Annotated in this window: 12 protein-coding genes and 1 pseudogene; 7 read left to right on the top strand and 6 right to left on the bottom strand. The window is 70.4% G+C overall.

What is annotated here, in order from left to right; genetic code table 11:
* Positions 1-8 precede the first annotated feature (8 nt).
* Genes BIV23_RS21455 through BIV23_RS21445 form a run of 3 tightly spaced genes read right to left on the bottom strand, consistent with a single transcriptional unit; the run spans position 9 to position 3182 of the window.
* Positions 9-1028: a TolB family protein gene (locus BIV23_RS21455; protein ID WP_071382536.1), complete on the bottom strand. Its 1020-nt coding sequence runs from the start codon at positions 1026-1028 to the stop codon at positions 9-11.
* Positions 1025-2293: an MFS transporter gene (locus BIV23_RS21450; protein ID WP_079173280.1), complete on the bottom strand. Its 1269-nt coding sequence runs from the start codon at positions 2291-2293 to the stop codon at positions 1025-1027. The genes BIV23_RS21455 and BIV23_RS21450 overlap by 4 nt, the downstream gene beginning before the upstream one ends.
* A 1-nt stretch (position 2294) precedes the next feature.
* Positions 2295-3182 carry an alkaline phosphatase family protein gene (locus BIV23_RS21445; RefSeq protein ID WP_071382535.1) on the bottom strand — a complete coding sequence of 296 codons (888 nt, stop codon included), beginning with the start codon at positions 3180-3182 and terminating at the stop codon, positions 2295-2297.
* Positions 3183-4145: 963 nt separating this feature from the next.
* Here BIV23_RS21445 and BIV23_RS21440 point away from each other — a divergent pair.
* Entirely contained in the window at positions 4146-7160 is a 3015-nt protein-coding gene (locus tag BIV23_RS21440) for a bifunctional [glutamine synthetase] adenylyltransferase/[glutamine synthetase]-adenylyl-L-tyrosine phosphorylase (RefSeq protein WP_071382534.1), read from the top strand.
* Here the strand turns inward: BIV23_RS21440 and BIV23_RS21435 are convergent.
* Positions 7142-8038, bottom strand: coding sequence for a phosphatase PAP2 family protein (locus tag BIV23_RS21435; RefSeq protein ID WP_079173279.1), 897 nt, complete (start codon positions 8036-8038; stop codon positions 7142-7144). The genes BIV23_RS21440 and BIV23_RS21435 overlap by 19 nt on opposite strands.
* Before the next feature lie 68 nt (positions 8039-8106).
* Positions 8107-9141 (bottom strand): LacI family DNA-binding transcriptional regulator, encoded by a 1035-nt coding sequence (locus BIV23_RS21430; RefSeq protein ID WP_071382533.1) that lies wholly within the window; start codon positions 9139-9141, stop codon positions 8107-8109.
* A gap of 320 nt (positions 9142-9461) precedes the next feature.
* Between BIV23_RS21430 and BIV23_RS21425 the strand changes: the two genes are divergently transcribed.
* The 6 genes and pseudogenes from BIV23_RS21425 to BIV23_RS46510 all read left to right on the top strand — a co-directional run.
* Positions 9462-10736, top strand: coding sequence for an extracellular solute-binding protein (locus BIV23_RS21425; RefSeq protein WP_071382532.1), 1275 nt, complete (start codon positions 9462-9464; stop codon positions 10734-10736).
* A gap of 106 nt (positions 10737-10842) precedes the next feature.
* Positions 10843-11847: a carbohydrate ABC transporter permease gene (locus BIV23_RS21420; protein ID WP_071382531.1), complete on the top strand. Its 1005-nt coding sequence runs from the start codon at positions 10843-10845 to the stop codon at positions 11845-11847.
* A gap of 19 nt (positions 11848-11866) precedes the next feature.
* A complete protein-coding gene (locus tag BIV23_RS21415) occupies positions 11867-12772 on the top strand; it encodes a sugar ABC transporter permease (RefSeq protein ID WP_071382530.1) in 906 nt (301 codons plus the stop codon).
* 168 nt (positions 12773-12940) lie between these two features.
* Positions 12941-14677: a glycoside hydrolase family 13 protein gene (locus tag BIV23_RS21410; RefSeq protein WP_071382529.1), complete on the top strand. Its 1737-nt coding sequence runs from the start codon at positions 12941-12943 to the stop codon at positions 14675-14677.
* Positions 14678-14960: 283 nt separating this feature from the next.
* Entirely contained in the window at positions 14961-16214 is a 1254-nt protein-coding gene (locus tag BIV23_RS21405) for an RNA-guided endonuclease InsQ/TnpB family protein (RefSeq protein WP_071382671.1), read from the top strand.
* A 40-nt stretch (positions 16215-16254) separates the two neighbouring features.
* Positions 16255-16844 (top strand): annotated as a pseudogene (locus BIV23_RS46510) (alpha amylase C-terminal domain-containing protein); the annotation flags it as partial.
* A gap of 13 nt (positions 16845-16857) precedes the next feature.
* On the opposite strand, the gene BIV23_RS21395 reads toward BIV23_RS46510, so the two are convergent.
* The gene (locus BIV23_RS21395; protein ID WP_071382527.1) at positions 16858-18930 is read right to left on the bottom strand and encodes a carbohydrate-binding module family 20 domain-containing protein; all 2073 of its coding nucleotides are present in this window, start codon (positions 18928-18930) and stop codon (positions 16858-16860) included.
* Between the last annotated feature and the right edge of the window lie 138 nt (positions 18931-19068).

Raw genomic sequence — 19068 nt, 5'->3', positions numbered from 1 at the left:
CGGGGCGCTCACTTCGGGAACGCGGCGGACAGCGCGGCGGAGGCGATCCGGCGCGGCACACCGGAGCCGTCCGCGGGGACGGTGTGGAGATCGGCGCCGTAGTCGCCCGGCAGCGCGTACACGAGCGTGCGCCCGTCGCGCCACACCACCTGATCGTCCACGCTCCTCGACTCGGCGAGCGCGGTCTCCTTCATCGTCCGCAGATCGAGGACGTACAGATGCCAGGGGGCGTCCTTGGGCAGCCCCTTGACCCGCTTCTTGTAGGCGACGCGCGTACCGTCCGGCGACAGCGACGGGCACTCCACGTTCGCGTGCAGGGTCGTGACCGTACGCGTGCGCAGGTCGCCCCGGACCAGATAGGTGCTCCCACCCGTCGCGAGCGTGGCGTAGAAGGTGCGGTCGTCCGCCCCGAACGTGACGCCCCAGAAGTTGGTGTCGGCCGCCCGGTACGGATGCCCGTCCTTGACGATCCGGAAGTCCTCCAGCGACGGGATCAGCTCGCCGCTGCGCGTGTCCACGATGGCCGCGCGCGTGGAGAAGTTCGTACCCGCATAGCTGTCACCGCCCACGAACGCGGTCCAGGCGGCGAAGTGACCGGTCGGCGACACCCGCGCCCGCGACGGAATGCCCGGGACGTCGTACCGGTGCACCGTCCGCAGCCGCGCGTCCAGGATCACCGCCCGGTACGTGTCCGACACCGGACCGTGCACGGCCTGGAGGCACACCCCCACCCCCGAAGCGGCGTCGAAACGCAGGCACTTGACGCCGGAGGCCGTGCGAGTCCCGCCCGGATCGTCCGCCGGAACGGATGTCAGCTCGTCCCGGTGCGGCCCCCACGCCATGTTCCGGAAGACCATCCGCCCGCCCCCGCGCAACGTGACCGTCCCCGCGGTGACACGCGGCCCGCCCGCCTGGACCTGATCACGACGCTCGGCCCGGGCCGAGGCGTGCAGGACGGAGGCCACCCCGATCGCGGCCAGCGCGGCGACGGCCGAGACCAGGACCAGGATGCGGTTGCGTACGCTCATGCGGTGGTCACCGTCCCCTTCGGACGCACGGTCAGGGAGAACACGGCACAGCCGACCAGCGCCACCGCCGCCCCGGACAGCGCCGCCCGGTCGCCCCACACCGTCCAGGCCGCCCCGAACAGCAGCGAGCAGGCGAACCGGGCCGTCGCCTGCCCGGTCTGCACGAGCGCCAGCCCGGACGAGCGCAGCGCCTCCGGCACCCCGTCCGAGGCCGCCGCCATCAGTACCCCGTCCGTGGCCGCGTAGAAGGTGCCGTGCAGGGCGAGGACGACGTACGGCAGCGCGGTGCCGTGCCACGACGTGAGCAGAAGCGCGTAGGCGACGAGCAGCGCCCCGTGCCCGCCCAGGAACACGGCCCACCTGCCCACCCGGTCCGCGAGCCGGCCGAGCGGGATCGCCAGCAGCAGGAACGCGCCGGCCGTACCGAGCGGCAGCAAGGCGAACCACCGGTCGGGGACGCCCAGCCGCCGCTGGAGCAGCAGATACACGAACGAGTCGCTGACCGTCGCCAGGCCCAGCAGCAGGGCGCACACGGTGATCCGGCGCAGATCCCGGTGCTCCAGCAGCCGCAGGGCGGCCGTCAGGGTGGGCCGCTCACCAGGTACCGCGCCACCGCCGTCCCCGTGCCCGCCCGGCACGAACAGCACCAGCACCAGCACGCCGAGCACCGCGACGCAGAAGCTGACGGTGAACACGGCGTCGTACCCGTCCACCGTCGCCCGCAGGATCAGGAACGCCACCAGCGGTCCGAGCAGCGCGCCCGCCGTGTCCATGGCCCGGTGCACCCCGAAGGCCCGCCCTCGCGCCTCCGGCGTACTGGACAACGAGATCAGGGCGTCCCTCGGCGCCGTCCGCAGCCCCTTCCCCGTCCGGTCGGCGGCGAGCACCAGCCCGATCGGCGTCAGGGAGTGGGCGACCAGCAACAGCGGCTTGCACAGGGCCGAGACGGCGTACCCGAACCCGGCGACCCACTTGTGCCGCCCGCCGCCCCGGTCCGCCAGATGCCCGCCCACGAGCCGGACGAGCGCCGAGAAGCCGTTGTAGATGCCGTCCAGCAGCCCGAAGCCCAGCGGCGACAGACCGAGCCCCGTCACCAGGTACAACGGCAGCACGGCCGTGACCATCTCGGACGACACGTCCGTGACGAGACTGACGGCACCCAGGGCGAGGACGGCGGGAGCGACCACGCCCCGGCGCCGCCCGGCCGGAGGCCGGACGGCGCCGTCAGCGGACGTCTGCGTCGCGCGGCTGTCCGCTACGTACACGTCAGGACGCCCAGATACCGGTGATGTCCTGCGCGGAGGAGGCGTTGCCCGCGTGCGTGCTCAGCCCCTGCGTGTCCTCCAGGGTGCGCAGCAGGTCGTAGTGGTTGTACGTCGTGGAGCTGGACGCCCCGGCCGTGACCGGCTGCCCGTACAGAACCGTCGGGATGCGGTTCCCGCTGAGCCGGTTGTCCTCGTCGAACGTGACGACGAGCAGGCTGTTGTGGGTCTTGGCCCACGTGGCGTACGCGCCGAGGTTGTTCTTCAGCCAGGTGTCACCGGTGGACACCGAGCAGTCGTGCATGTCGTTGCACAGGTTGGGGATGACGTACGACATCTGCGGGAGCTGGGTGTAGTCCGTCGGGAACTGGTCGAACGTCATGGCGCTGTCCGTCGGGACGTTGCTGAACCCGAACCAGGGGTTGTGCTTCTGGGCGTAGTCGCCGCTGCTGCACGAGGTGTCGCCCTGGCTGGGCAGATCCTCGTTGTAGCTGGCCCAGGTCCGGCCCGCGGCGATCACCTCGGACGCCAGGTTCGCGGCCGAGGAGAACCCGGGGGTGACACAGCTGTCGTCCGTCACCCCCTGCGTGTCGCCGGAGAACATGGCGTAGTAGTTCGGCTGGCTCGGGTGGGTCTCGGCGTACGACTGCGTCAGCTTGGCACCTCCCGACACCAGCGAGTTGATGTACGGGGCGCTGGAGGAACCGATGACCTGGCTGTACGCATGGTTCTCAAGGACCACGACGACCACGTGATCCGGGCTCGGAACGGCGCTCGCGGCGTGCGCGGACGCGCCACCGAGCCCGGCCCACAGCCCGACCGCTGCCGCGGCGAAGGCGGTTGCCGATGCCACGACCGTACGGGCACGGCGGTAGACGGAACTGCCGGACACATCAACCTCCGGGTGGGGGGAGAGGAACGGGGTTGGCGGTGCGGACAGAGCATGCACACGCCAACATTCCCCCACCCCAAGCCCCCCAACCCAGACGGTGAAGACGAGATGAACGCCCGATGCGCCCACCACCCCCCGATCCGACGGCCTTCCCCGGTCCGAATGCGACCCACGGAGGCTGCCGGCCACTTCTCGCGGCCGCGACCCGAACCGGATGGTGCGGACGGCCGCGCGCGATGCCTTCCTGGGACCGAGTGGCGGGCCGCGGCCGATGACCGGGGCTTCCCGGGAGCCGCGCTCGGAGCCGGATGGGCCGGATCACTGCACGCCGCCTTCCTGGGACCGAACGGCCGCCCACGGCCGATGACCGGCGCTGACCGGAGCCGCGACCCGAACCGGATGGTGCGGACGGCCGCGCGCGATGCCTCCCCGGGACCGAGTGGGGGGCCGCGGCCGATGACCGGGGCTTCCCGGGAGCCGCGCCCGGAGCCGGATGGTGCGGACGGCCGCGCACGACGCCTCCCTGGGACCGAGTGGGGGGCCGCGGCCGATGACCGGGGCTTCCCGGGAGCCGCGACCCGAACCGGATGGGACGGACGGCCGCGCGCGGCGGGAAGGGGACGTGCCGGGTGGTGTCCGCCCGCAGCGGCCGGCGCGTACACCGCCCCGCCCCTCTCCCAAGAGTCCGCCGGACCGAGGACGGACACCACCCGGCGCGGCACCGACTCACCGCCCCGCCGGGGCGCGACCTGAACCCCCACGGACCGGCACGGGCCGCCGCAGGCATCCACCCCACCGCCGTCGCCCGGGCCGCCCACCGCCGTCGCCCGGGCCGCCCACCGCCGTCGCCCGGGCCACCCCACCGCCGTCGCCCGGGCTGCCCCACCGCCGTCGCCCGGGCTGCCCACCCCCGCCTCCGGCTAGGCTCAGCCCAGGACGACCGAGATCCAGGGGAGGCCGAGCATGACGCCGGGCCGCAGGAGCAGCACCTTCACCCGCCTGCTACGACACGGCTTCACCGACCCCTCCGCCGCCGAGCGCCTCCTCGACGGCCCCGAACTGGCCCCCGTCCGCAACGACCCCGTCCTCCTCGCGGCCCTGGGCGCCACCGCCGACCCCGACCTGGCCCTGCACGGCCTCGTCCGCCTCCTGGAGGCCCAGCCCACCCCCACGGACCACCGCGAACTCCTCGACACCCTCATCGCGGCCAAACCCCTCCGTGACCGCCTCCTGGGCGTCCTCGGCGCCTCCACCGCCCTCACCGACCACCTCGCCCGCCACCCCGCCGACTGGCAGGCCCTGGTCACCTACGAGCCGCACGACCTCCACCCCGGCCTCGCGGAGTTCGAGCGCGGCCTGGCCGACGCCACCGACCCGGTCTCGCTCCGCGTGGCCTACCGCCGCTGCCTGCTCTCCATCGCCGCCCGCGACGTCTGCGGCACCACGGACGTGGCCCAGACCGCCGCCGAACTCGCGGACCTCGCGTCCGCCACCCTGCGCACCGCCCTCACCATGGCACAGGCGGGCGCCCCCGAGGACGCCGCGGCCTGCCGCCTGGCGGTGATCGCGATGGGCAAGTGCGGCGGCCACGAACTGAACTACGTCTCCGACGTGGACGTGATCTTCGTGGCGGAGGCGACGGAGTCCGCCACCGAGGCCAAGGCCCTCACCGCCGCCACCCGCCTCGCCTCGCACCTCATGCGCATCTGCTCGGAGACCACGGTCGAGGGCTCGATCTGGCCGGTGGACGCCAACCTCCGCCCCGAGGGCCGCAACGGCCCCCTCGTCCGCACCCTCTCCTCCCACCTCGCCTACTACCAACGCTGGGCGAAGACCTGGGAGTTCCAGGCCCTGCTCAAGGCCCGCCCGGTCGCCGGCGACGCCGCCCTCGGCCGGGCCTACGTCGACGCGCTCGAACCCCTGGTCTGGCAGGCCGCCGAACGTGAGAACTTCGTACCGGACGTCCAGAAGATGCGCCGCCGCGTCATCGACAACATCCCCGCCTCCGAGATCGACCGGGAACTCAAACTCGGCCCCGGCGGCCTGCGCGACGTCGAGTTCGCCGTCCAGCTCCTCCAGCTCGTGCACGGCCGCACCGACCAGGCCCTGCGCAGCGGCACCACCCTGGACGCCCTCCAGGCCCTGGCCGCCGGAGGCTACGTGGGCCGCGAGGACGCCGCCCGCCTGGACGAGGCGTACCGCTTCCTGCGCGCCATGGAGCACCGCATCCAGCTGTACCGCCTGCGCCGCACCCACCTCGTTCCCGTGGCCGAGGAGGACCAGCGCCGCCTCGGCCGCTCCCTCGGCCTGCGCACGGACCCCGTCGCGGAACTGAACCGCGAATGGAGGAGACACACCGGCGTCGTACGGCGCCTGCACGAGAAGCTCTTCTACCGCCCCCTCCTCGACGCCGTCGCCCAACTCGGCCCGGGCGAGGCCCGGCTGAGCGCCGTGGCGGCCCGCGAACGCCTCGTCGCCCTCGGCTACGCCGACCCGGCGGCGGCCCTGCGCCACCTGGAGGCCCTGGCCTCCGGCGTGACCCGCAAGGCGGCCATCCAGCGCACCCTCCTGCCCGTCCTCCTCGGCTGGTTCGCCGACTCGGCGGACCCGGACGCGGGCCTGCTGAACTTCCGCAAGGTCTCCGACGCGCTCGGCAAGACCCCCTGGTACCTGCGCCTCCTGCGCGACGAGGGCGCGGCGGCGGAGAACCTCGCCCGCGTCCTGTCCGCGGGCCGCCTCGCCCCCGACCTCCTGATGCGCGCCCCCGAGGCGGTGGCCCTGCTGGGCGACGGCGACGGCACCGGCATGCCCGGAGCCGGCCTCACCCCCCGCGAGCGCACCCCCCTGGAGCAGGAGATCCTCGCCGCGGTGGGCCGCGCCGAGAACGCCGAGCAGGGCGTCACCGCCGCCCGCGGCGTACGCCGGCGCGAGCTGTTCCGCACGGCCGCCGCCGACATCGTCGGCTCCTACGGCACCGAGACCCGCCCGGCCGAGGCCGACCAGGGCGCCCTGGTGGACCGGGTCGGCGCGGCGGTCTCGGACCTCACCGCGGCCACCCTCGCCGGCACCCTGCGCGCCGTGGTGCGCGACGGCTGGGGCGACACGCTCCCGACCCGTTTCACGATGATAGGGATGGGCCGGTTCGGCGGCCACGAGCTGGGCTACGGCTCGGACGCCGACGTCCTCTTCGTCCACGAACCGCAGGACGGCGTGCCCGAGCACGAGGCCTCCGCCGCCGCGAACAAGGTGGTCGCCGAGATGCGCCGCCTGCTCCAGATCCCCAGCGCCGACCCGCCGCTGCTCATCGACGCCGACCTGCGCCCGGAGGGCAAGTCGGGCCCGCTGGTGCGCACGCTGAAGGCGTACGAGGCGTACTACCGCCGCTGGTCACTGGTCTGGGAGTCGCAGGCCCTGCTGCGCGCCGAGCCGGTCGCCGGGGACGAGGACCTCGGCCGGCGCTTCACCGAGCTCATCGACCCGCACCGCTACCCCCGCCACGGCCTGACCGAGGACGCCGTCCGCGAGATCCGCCGGCTGAAGGCCCGCATGGAGTCCGAGCGCCTCCCGCGCGGCGCCGACCCCAAGCTGCACACGAAGCTCGGCCCGGGCGGCCTGTCGGACGTCGAGTGGACCGTCCAGCTGCTCCAGCTCCGGCACGGCTGGGAACTGCCCGGCCTGCGCACCACCCGTACCCGCGAGGCCCTCGCCGCCGCCCGCGAGGCCGGGCTGCTGTCCGCCGAGGACACGGAGATCCTGGACGAGGCGTGGGTCCTGGCCACCCGGGTGCGCAACGCGGTGATGCTGGTCCGCGGCCGGGCGGGCGACACCTTCCCCACGGAGCCGCGCGAGCTGGCGGCGGTGGGCCGCTACCTGGGCTACGGCTCCGGTCACGCGGGGGACATGCTGGACGCGTACCGCCGTACGACGCGCCGGGCGCGCACCACCGTCGAGGAGCTGTTCTACGGCGACGGAACGTGACGATCGGCCGGTGCCGCGACCGCGTCCCCCGCAACCGCACCCCCCGCGACCGGCTCCGCCACGACCCGCGGCAACCGGTGCGGCACCGCCCCGTACACGATCCGGGCCACCCCGAACCCGAAGCTCAGGCAGAGCACACCGCCCACCGCGTCGAGCCAGAAGTGGTTGGCGGTGGAGACGATGACGAGAAGCGTGGTCATCGGATACAGCAGCCCCAGCACCCGCACCCACGGCACGGACGCCAGCGCGAAGATCGTCAGCCCGCACCACAGCGACCAGCCGATGTGCATGGACGGCATCGCGGCGTACTGGTTGGACATGTGCTTGAGGTCGCCGGAGGCCATCGAGCCCCAGGTGTGGTGCACCAGCACGGTGTCGACGAAGTGCCCGCCGCGCATCAGCCGGGGCGGTGCGAGCGGGAACAGGTAGTAACCGACGAGCGCCACGCCCGTGGTCGCGAAGAGCACCAGCCGGGCCGCCGCGTACCGCCCCGGATGCCAGTGGTACAGCCACACCAGCACCCCCAGCGTGATGACGAAGTGCAGTGTGGCGTAGTAGTAGTTCATCCCGATGATCAGCCAAGTCACCGAATTCACGGCGTGGTTGACCGACTGTTCCACGGCGATGCCCAGAACGTGCTCGGCGCGCCAGATCCAGTCCGCGTTGCGCAGCGCCTCGGCCTTCTGCTCCGGGACGGCGTTGCGGATCAGTGAGTACGTCCAGTAACTCACCGCGATCAGAAGGACTTCGAACCAGAGCCGGGGCCGCCGGGGCCGGCGCAACCCGCGGCGCGGACCCGGGGCGCCCTCGTCCGTGACCGCCCTCGGAACGGCCGCCTGTTCGCGACCTTCCGACTGCGTCACGGTCGAGTCACTCATAGGCATCAAGTCTGCCAGAAAAGGCTTCTCCGACAGATCATCCCAAGGTCGGGTCCGAACCGCACCTTCTACGGCGTGCGGAGGACGTTCGGCGCCGAAGCGGTCGAACCGCGCACCACCAGCTCCGGCATGAAGACGAACTCGCTGTGCGGCGCGGGCGTTCCGCCGACCTCCTCCAGCAGTGTGCGCACCGCCGCCTGCCCCATCGCCGGCACCGGCTTGCGCACGGTGGTCAGCGGCGGATCGGTGAACGCGATCAGCGGGGAGTCGTCGAAACCGACCACCGAGACGTCGCGCGGCACCTCCAGCCCCCGCTGCCGGGCGGCCCGTATGGCGCCGAGCGCCATCATGTCGCTCGCGCACACCACGGCCGTGCACCCGCGGTCGATGAGCGCGCTCGCCGCCGCCTGACCGCCCTCCAGGGTGTACAGCGAGTGCTGGATCAGCTCCGCCTCGACCGTGCCGGCGTCCAGCCCCAGCTGGTCCTGCACGGCCCGCACGAACCCCTCGATCTTGCGCTGCACGGGCACGAACCGCTTCGGCCCGAGCGCCAGCCCGATCCGGGTGTGGCCCAGGGACACCAGGTGGGTCACCGCGAGCGTCATCGCGGCCCGGTCGTCGGGGGAGATGAAGGGCGCCTGCACCTTCGGCGAGAAGCCGTCCACCAGCACGAACGGCACGCCCTGCGCCCGCAGCCGCTCGTAGCGCTGCATGTCGGCGGTGGTGTCCGCGTGCAGCCCGGAGACGTAGATGATCCCGGCGACCCCGCGGTCCACGAGCATCTCGGTCAGCTCGTCCTCGGTCGACCCGCCCGGGGTCTGCGTGGCGAGCACCGGCGTATAGCCCTGGCGGGTCAGCGCCTGGCCGATGACCTGGGCCAGGGCCGGGAATATCGGGTTCTCCAGCTCGGGGGTGATCAGACCGACCAGCCCCTCGCTGCGCTGCCGCAGCCGCACCGGGCGCTCGTAGCCGAGGACGTCCAGCGCGGCCAGCACGGACTGACGGGTGGTGGCGGCGACGCCCGGCTTCCCGTTGAGGACCCTGCTGACGGTCGCTTCGCTCACCCCCGCCTGCGCAGCGATATCGGCAAGCCGTGTGGTCACGGCACTGGACTGTACCGGTCGTATGACGCCTTGCCCACCAGCCGGACGCCGGGCACGGGCGGCCTGCCGGCCCCGTGCGGATTGCTGTGCCACGGGCACTCCTCGTCCTTCTGTCGGCCTGGTGATGGCAAGAACTTGCAGAGTCTTGCACAAGCACCACTCGTCTGCTGAGCGGTCACAACAGCGTAACCATCGTGTTCCCTTGCACTTTTTTTCTGCAAGGTCTTTCGCCACGCTTACAACGCTGTTACGTTCCCAGTCGCCCGGCCGCCGCGACGGCGCAGTCGGCACCACACGGGCCCAACCCTCAAGGAGAACTCATGCGGCGTGGCATAGCGGCCTCCGCGCTGGTGGCGTCCTTCGCCCTCGCGGCGACGGCCTGCGGCGGCGGGAGCAGCGACAGCGGCAAGTCCAGTGGGCCGGTCACCATCACCTGGTGGGACACCTCCAACGCCACGAACGAGGCGCCGACGTACAAGGCCCTGGTCCAGCAGTTCGAGGCCCAGAACAAGAACATCAAGGTCAAGTACGTCAACGTGCCCTTCGACCAGGCGCAGAACAAGTTCGACACCGCCGCCGGCTCCAAGGGCGCCCCGGACATCCTGCGCTCCGAGGTCGGCTGGACCCCCGCCTTCGCGAAGAAGGGCTACTTCCTGCCGCTGGACGGCACCGAGGCCCTCTCCGAGCAGAGCAGCTTCGAGCCGAACCTGATCAAGCAGGCCCAGTACGAGGGCAAGACCTACGGCGTCCCGCTGGTCACCGACACCCTCGCGTTCGTCTACAACAAGGCGCTGTTCAAGAAGGCCGGCATCACCGAGGCCCCCAAGACCTGGGACGAGCTGAAGTCGGACGCCGCCAAGGTCAAGGACAAGACCGGCGCCGACGGCTACTGGGGCTCCACCCAGTCCTACTACGCGCAGCCGTTCCTCTACGGCGAGGGCACCGACACCGTCGACGCGGCCGCCAAGAAGATCACCGTCGACTCGCCGGCCGCCAAGAAGGCCTACGGCACCTGGCTGAGCCTGTTCTCCGGCAAGGGCCTGCACAAGGCCGACAGCACCGCCGACGCCTACGCCCACATCTCGGACGCGTTCGTCAACGGCAAGGTCGCCGCGATCCTCCAGGGTCCGTGGGAGATCACGAACTTCTACAAGGGCAGCGCCTTCAAGGACAAGTCCAACCTCGGCATCGCCGCCGTCCCGGCCGGCTCCACCGGCAAGGCGGGCGCCCCGACCGGCGGCCACAACCTCGCCGTCTACGCCGGCTCCGACAAGGCCCACCAGGACGCGGCCCTGCAGTTCGTGAAGTTCATGACCTCGGCGAAGTCCCAGGAGACCATCGCCCTGAAGAACTCCACGCTGCCCACCCGCACCGACGCCTACACCGCCCAGGTCAAGGCCGACCCCGGCATCGCCGGCTACCAGGGCGTCCTGTCCGCCTCCCAGCCGCGCCCGGCGCTGCCCGAGTACAGCAGCCTGTGGACCCCGCTCGACCAGGAACTGCCGAAGATCGCCGACGGCAAGGAGTCGCTGGACCAGGGTCTGAGCAACGCCCAGCTGGCCATCGCCAAGCTGGTGCCCGACTTCAGCAAGTGAGCCCGGGTGGCCGCCGGATCCTCCGTTACGGACAGCGGGGGGAAGGATCCGGCGGTCACCGCCCTGTGCCCGGCCCAACTCCTGAACGTTTTGAAGGTGTCGAACCATGACAGTCGCCATCGACCGCGCGACCGGCAAGCGCCGCGGTGACCGCGCGCCTCGGCCCGGGCCGGCGCAGCGCATCAGAAACGGCTTCCAGAAGTACTGGTACGCGTACGCGATGATCGCCCCGGTGGTCGTCGTGCTCGCCGGGATCGTCGGCTATCCGCTGATCCGCGGCGTCTACCTCACCCTCACCGACGCCAACAGCCTCAACTCGGCGCGCACGATCGGCGTCAACCACATCGCGGCCACCTACAAGTTCGTCGGCCTGGACAACTACAAGGACATCCTGTTCGGCCCGACGGCGTACGACCGCTTCTGGTCGCACTTCCTGTGGACCGTCTTCTGGACGGCCGCCTGTGTGTTCCTGCACTACACGATCGGCCTCGGCCTCGCGCTCATGCTCAACCAGAAGCTGCGCGGCCGCACCTTCTACCGGCTGGTCCTCGTCCTGCCCTGGGCCGTGCCGACGTTCGTCACCGTCTTCTCCTGGCGGATCATGCTCGCCGACTCCGGCGTGCTCAACCAGGTCCTGCACTCCCTGCACCTGCCCCAGCCGCAGTGGCTGGAGGACACCTTCTGGCAGCGGTTCGCGGCGATCATGGTCAACACCTGGTGCGGCGTGCCGTTCATGATGCTCTCGCTGCTCGGCGGCCTGCAGTCCATCGACTCCACGCTCTACGAGGCGGCCGAGATGGACGGCGCGAGCGCCTGGCAGCGCTTCAGGCACGTCACCCTGCCGGGGCTGCGGTCCGTCAGCTCCACCGTCGTCCTGCTCGGCATCATCTGGACCTTCAACCAGTTCATCATCATCTTCCTGCTGTTCGGCCCCACCAGCGCGCCCGACACCCAGATCCTCGTGACATGGGCCTACCAGCTGGGCTTCGGACAGCAGCCGCGGGACTTCGCCCAGTCCGCCGCGTACGGCGTGCTGCTGCTGTCGATCCTCGTCGTCTTCACCTCCTTCTACTTCCGCTGGCTGAAGCGCAATGACCAGCTCGCCGTCTGACGCCGCAGGAGCCGCCGCCATGAGCACCACGACCCTCGAAGAGACAGTGGCCGCACCGGCCCCCGCCGCCGAGCCGCCGCGCCGGGTGCGCCGGCGCGGCGAACGCGGCCCGCTCGGCGCCGCCCTGCTGCACGGCGGCCTCGCCGTGGCGAGCCTCGTCGCGCTCGCCCCGGTGGCCTGGCTGTGCTACCTCTCCCTCGGCCCGGACAAGGACGACTACCTCCACCCGGGCAGGATCGCGGGCAAGCTGTCCTTCTCCAACTACAGCTTCGTGCTGCAGCACACCGGGTTCTTCGACTGGTTCAAGTCGACGATGATCGTGGCCGTCGGCACCACCCTGATCGGTGTCCTCGTCGCCGCGACCACCGGCTACGCGGTCTCCCGGATGCGCTTTCCCGGCTACAAGCAGCTGATGTGGGTCCTGCTGCTCACGCAGGCCTTCCCGATCGCCATCCTGATCGTGCCGATGTACCAGATCTTCAGCGATCTCGGCCTCATCGACACCTACTGGGCGCTGATCGTCATCAACTGCACCACCGCCGTGCCGTACAGCGCCTGGCTGCTCAAGGGGTACTTCGACACCATCCCCTTCGAGATAGACGAGGCCGGACGCGTCGACGGGCTCAGCCCGTTCGGCACCTTCTTCCGGCTGATCCTGCCGCTGGCCCGCCCGGGCCTGGCGGTCGCGGCCTTCTACAACTTCATCACCGCCGTCGGCGAGGTCGCCTTCGCGACGACCTTCATGCTGGACGACTCGAAGTACACCTTCGCCGTGGGCCTGCAGACCTTCGTCAGCGAGCACGACGCCCAGTGGAACTACATGGCCGCCACCGCGGTGCTGATCGCGATACCCGTGTCGGCGTTCTTCTACCTCGTGCAGAAGAACCTCGTCACCGGCCTGACCGCGGGCGGCACGAAGGGCTGACGGCCCCCGAAGAGAGGCTCCCGCGCAGCGATGCGCGGGTAGGCGGCCGCGGTCCCTATCCGACCCCGCTGTGACCGCGGCCGCCTCGCGCACGACCCCCCGGTCCCCGGCAACCGTCGCCGTACCTACGCGCCCATGACCAGAACTCGCTTACCCATCAAGGACGCCATGAGCCAGCAGCACCCTGCCGCACCGGCCCCCCACTCCGCCGCAGCCACCGTCGCCGACCGCCGTGACTGGTGGCGGGACGCGGTCATCTACCAGGTCTATCCCCGCAGCTTCGCCGACAGCGACGGCGACGGCATGGGCGACCTGGCAGGCATCCGCGCCCGCCTGCCGTACCTGCGCGACCTCGGCGTCGACGCCGTGTGGCTCAGCCCCTTCTACGCCTCCCCGCAGGCCGACGCCGGCTACGACGTCGCCGACTACCGTGCCGTCGACCCGATGTTCGGCAACCTGCTCGACGCCGACGCGCTGATCCGCGACGCGCACGAGCTGGGCCTGCGCATCATCGTCGACCTCGTCCCGAACCATTCCTCCGACCAGCACGAGTGGTTCAAGCGTGCCCTCGCCGAGGGCCCGGGCTCGCCGCTGCGTGACCGCTACCACTTCCGCCCCGGCAAGGGGAAGAACGGCGAACTCCCGCCCAACGACTGGGAGTCCATCTTCGGCGGCCCGGCCTGGACGCGGGTCACCGAACCCGACGGGTCGGCCGGCGCGTGGTACCTGCACCTCTTCGCGCCCGAACAGCCCGACTTCAACTGGGAACACCCGGCGGTCGGCGACGAGTTCCGCTCGATCCTGCGTTTCTGGCTGGACATGGGCGTCGACGGCTTCCGTATCGACGTCGCCCACGGCCTGGTCAAGGCCGCCGGTCTGCCGGACCTGGGCTCGCACGACCAGCTCAAGCTGCTGGGCAACGATGTCATGCCGTTCTTCGACCAGGACGGCGTGCACGCGATCTACCGCCAGTGGCGGACGATCCTGGACGAGTACTCCAAAGACAAGGGGCCCGAAGGGCCTTCGTCAGAAGGGCGGTGGCGGGAGACGGGCGGGCGTATTTTCGTGGCGGAGGCGTGGACGCCGACCGTCGAGCGCACCGCCAACTACGTCCGCCCTGACGAGCTCCACCAGGCCTTCAACTTCCAGTACCTGTCGACGGAATGGGACGCGAAGGAACTCCGTACGGTCATCGACCGCACCCTGGAGGCGATGCGCCCCGTCGGCGCCCCCGCCACCTGGGTCCTGTCCAACCACGACGTGACGCGCCACGCCACCCGCTTCGCCAACCCGCCCGGCCTCGGCACCCAGATCCGCACGGCCGGCGACCGGGAGCTGGGCCTGCGCCGCGCCCGCGCCGCCACCCTCCTCATGCTCGCGCTGCCCGGCTCGGCGTACGTCTACCAGGGCGAGGAGCTGGGCCTGCCCGACGTCGTGGACCTGCCCGACGAGGTCCGCCAGGACCCGGCGTACTTCCGGGGCGCCGGCCAGGACGGCTTCCGCGACGGCTGCCGGGTGCCGATCCCGTGGACCCGCACGGGTCCGTCGTACGGCTTCGGCGCCGGGGGCAGCTGGCTGCCGCAGCCGGCCGAGTGGGCCGAACTGAGTGTGGAGGCGCAGACCGGAGCGGCCGGCTCCACCCTGGAGCTGTACCGGGCCGCGCTCGCCGTGCGCCGGGAACACCCCGCGCTCGGCGCGGGCGACGCGGTGGAGTGGCTGCCCGCGCCGGACGGCGTCCTGGCCTTCGGCCGGGGCGCGTTCGTGTGCGTCGCCAACACCAGGGGGGAGGCGGTGACCGTTCCGGCGTACGGGCGGGTCCTGCTCGCCAGCGGTGAGCCGGTCGCGGCCGACGGCGAGGCGACCGTGCCGGCCGACACGACGGTGTGGTTCACCACCCGTCACTGAAATCTCTCGCACCAACTTCACACGGCCCGCTGCCTTTTCAGGCGGCGGGCCTTTAACATCTCCGTCACCGCAAGTTGGCTGAAATTTTTCAGCCTGATCTTGCGAGGAACCCCGTGGATAACTTCAGCCCTGGGAGGAATCGCATCCTCGTGGCTGCGGAGCGGCCGGGCGCCATGTCCGGCGGAGCCGGGGGACGCTGCTGCACGGTGGCGGGTTCACTCGGTCGGGTGATGGGTGGTGAACGTATGGTGGGCAGTCGTACGTGTGTGTACGTTGGGTGATCGTGAAGCTGGTGGTGCAGGTCAAATTGCTGCCGACGCCCGTGCAGGCGGCGGCACTTGAGGCGACCCTGCACGCCTGCAACGAGGCTGCCACGTGGGCCAGCGGTGTGGCGTTCGAGAAGGACGTGAAGCGGAACTTCGCGCTGCGCGAGCACACCTACGGAGAGATCAAGGCTCGCTGGGGGCTGGGTGCGCAGGCCGCCCAGCACGTCGTGAAGAAGACCTGCGACGCGTACGCCACGCTGAAGGCCAACCTGAGGGCCGGGAATCTGGGCAGACCGGGCTCGAAGCGCTACCGCAGGGCTGTGGAGAAGCCGGTCACCTTCCGCCCGCAGGGGGCGCAGCCCTTCGACGACCGGATGTTGTCCTGGCAGATCGACCGGCGGCGGGTCTCGATCTGGACGACTGACGGACGGGTGAAGGACCTGGCGTTCACCGCCTCCCCGGAGCAGATGGCCACCCTGGCCCTGTACCGCAAGGGGGAATCCGACCTGCTGTATCGGGACGGCATGTGGTTCCTGAACGCCACCTGTGAGGTCCCCGAAGCGGTGCCGAACACCGACCCGGTGGACTTCCTCGGCATCGACCTGGGCATCGTCAACATCGCCACCACGTCCGACGGCGAGATCATGGCCGGACGCGAGCTCAACCGCATCCGGGTGCGGGAGCGGAAACTGCGCACCAAGCTGCAGAAGAAGAACACCCCGTCCGCCAAACGCCGGCTGAAGAAACGGCGGCGCAAGGAGGCGCGGCGGGCCAAGGACATCAACCACAAGATCGCGAAACATGTGGTGGCCGAGGCGGAACGCACCGGTCGCGGAATCGCCCTGGAGGATCTGACGGGCATCCGTGATCGGGTACGGCTTCGCAAGCCCCAACGGGCCATCCACTCCAGCTGGTCGTTCGCCCAGCTCGGCAGCTTCATCGCGTACAAGGCCCGCAAGGCCGGGGTGCCGGTGGTGCACGTCGATCCGGCGTACACCTCCCGCACCTGCGCCGAGTGCGGCCACATCGACAAGGCGAACCGGGTCTCCCAGGCCTGGTTCGCGTGCCGGTCCTGCGGATTCGTTGATCACGCAGACCGCAACGGCTCCCGCAACATCCGTGCCAGGGCATGGGAGTTGTGGCGACGCGGGGCGCAGTCAACCGCCCCAGACCCACCTTCCGAACCGGAGCGTGGGACAGGACGCAAACGCGGCATCACCGCCAGTGATGCCCGTTGTGCAAGCCCGGGACTTCCCATCCCGGGTAGTTGACCAAGAGCCTTCAACGGTGAAGGCGGCACTCGCGCTCTCCATGGCCGCGTTCGGCCTCACGGTTGGCATCAACCCGACTACCGCCGAGGCCTCCCCGCCCGGCACCAAGGACGTCACCGCCGTCCTCTTCGAGTGGAATTACGCCTCGGTCGCCCACGAGTGCACCACCACCCTCGGCCCCGCCGGCTACGGCTACGTGCAGGTCTCCCCGCCCGCCGAGCACATACAGGGCCCGCAGTGGTGGACGTCGTACAGCCGGTGTCGTACAGGATCGCGGGCCGGCTCGGTGACCGGACCACCTTCAAGAACATGATCGACACCTGTCACGCGGCCGGGGTGAAGGTCGTGGTCGACACCGTCGCCTTCCACAACACGACCCACGGCGAGGCCGTCTCGAACTGGTGGGACGACGGCAACAACGCCATCGCCTTCGGCCGGGGCACCAAGGGCTACGTGGCCATCAACCACGAGCCCTCCGCCCTGACCCGCACCTACCAGACGTCCCTCCCCGCCGGGACGTACTGCGGTGTGCAGAACAACACGACGGTGGCGGTGAACCCCAGTGGGCAGTTCACCGCCACCTTGGGCTCGAACACGGCGCTCGCGATCTACGCCGGCAAGTCGAGCTGCTGCGCCGGAAGGTCTACTTCCAGGTGTCGCTCGTCGTGTAGCCGGACGAACTGCCCGTCGTGTACGAGCGGTTCGTCCCGGACTCCCAGGTCACGTTCCCGGAGCCGTCCTTCTTGAAGAACTTGTACGTGAAGGACGTGCTCTTGGGGACGATGGCCAGTTTGCTCCAGTCCGGGTACGACGCCGAGGACAGCGGGATGGCGTCGGCCGTGCTCCGGGAGCCGAGCGAGGGGATGGAGCCGGTGACGTAGACGTTGGTGCCGAGGTCGGTCGTCGCGTTCTCGTGGAAGGTGACGTCGGTGGCGTCCGCGTCGGCCACGTTCCAGGAGTTGTTCAGGGAGAGGGCCGAGGTCGTCGTCGCCGACGACCTGTTGGCGTTCGACTCCCAGGTGACATTGCCGGAGCTGTCCTTCTTTATGTACTTGTAGGTGAAGGACGTGTTCACCGGCACGCTCACCTCGCCCGACCAGACCGGGTAGCCGGTGGACGACAACTCCACCGCCTTCGAGGTGTCCCAGCCGCCCAGGGCGGCGATGGAGCCGACCACGTAGACGTTGGTGCCGGACGTGGTGGAGGCGTACTCGTCGAAGGTCGCGCTGACCGTGTCGCCGGAGCCGCCGCCGGCGTTCCCGCAGCCCACCGTGCAGGTGTAGGAGGAGTTGAAGAAGGCGACCGCGCCCTTCGCGGGGATCGTGATCGAGGCGCTGCCGCCCGACACGGTCACCGTCGTCTTTCCGCCGTCGACGACGTTGCTGTACGTGCCGTCGGCCATGCCCGTCGTGAACGTGTAGGTCGCCGCCGACGTCCCGTTGTTGAGGGCGAAGAAGCCCTTGCCGCTGCGGCCGAAGCCGATCACGTTGGACGACATGGTCTGCCAGTTGGAGACCGCGGCCGTGTCGGTCGCGTTGTGCCAGGCCACCATGCCGACCACCGCGGTGTCACGGTCGAGGCAGTACCAGGCGCCGCTGGAGCAGTCGGTGTCCGTCACCATGCCCGACGAGTTCGGCGGGGCCTGGTCGCTCTGGGTCCACTCCCAGCTGGCGTACACCGTCGGCGTGGACCACTTGTAGGCGAGCTGGAAGAGGTTGGCGAGCTTGTAGGTGTCGCCGTCCTTGTACGACATGTGCAGGCCGTTGCGCTCGGTGTCGTGGTTGGTCACGAAGGACACCGAGTCGGCGGCGGGCAGGATGCCGGACGACGACAGCGAGGCCAGGTCGCTCACGTTGCCCTGGAACGCCGACTTCATCTTGCTCGCGTACGTGAAGTCCAGGACGTCACCGGTGCCGTAGTAGTCCGACGGTTGTGGGGTCGCGCCCGGATACACCTCTTGGAAGACGTACGGCGCCGTCCCGGACGTCGTGTTCGTCAGCTTGCCCTCGATCGCCGCCAGGTCGGTCTCGGGGATGTGCTTGGCCGCGTCGACCCGGAAGCCGTCCACGCCCAGCGCGAGCTGGGAGTTGAGGTAGTCGGCGATGCCCGCGCGGACCGTGTCCGACTCGGTCTTCAGGTCGGGCAGGCCCAGCAGTTCGCAGTTCTGGACCTGGGTCAGGTTCGAGTAGTCCTGGATGGTCAGGTCCGAGGTCGGGCACTCGCTGGAGTCGTGGTAGTCGGTGCGGGACCAGTTGGGCGTGGAGTACTTGTTCGTGATGGTCGTGCCGTTGTAGCCCGTGCCGGTCTGCGCGGCCGTGTGGTTGATCACCGCGTCCGTGTAGACCTTCACGCCCGCCTTGTGGCAGGCCGTGATCATGGCGGCGAACTTCGTCTGCGAGCCGAAGCGGCTGTTCAGGGAGTAAGAGTAGGGCTGGTAGACGTCCCACCAGTAGTAGTTCGACTGCTTCAGGGACTCCTCCGGCGGTGCCACCTGGACCGCGCCGTAGCCCGCCGGGCCCAGCACGTTGGTGCACTCCGAGGCGATCGAGTCCCAGTTCCACTCCCACAGGTTGGCGATCACGTCGCCCTTGGCGGTCGTCTTCGCCTGGGCGGGCGTCGCCGGCAGGGCTATCGCGCCCGCCAGTGCCAGGGCGCCCGCGGCCACGGCGGTGGCGGTGCGGCGGAAGGCACCGGGTGGGGGTCGGTATCCGGTCATGTGCGGCTCCGAATGTGGGGGTACGTGTTTCAACCATGGGTGAGAGTGGGCCCGTTGAGAAGGGCACGTCAAGACACCTGTTGAAAGTTCTTGCTGTGAGTTTCAAGTCTCTTGCTGTAAACCTTTCGTTAGCGATAC

It is taken from the genome of Streptomyces monashensis (assembly GCF_001866665.1).
Taxonomy (GTDB): domain Bacteria; phylum Actinomycetota; class Actinomycetes; order Streptomycetales; family Streptomycetaceae; genus Streptomyces; species Streptomyces monashensis.
This window is presented reverse-complemented; position numbering and strand designations above follow the sequence as displayed.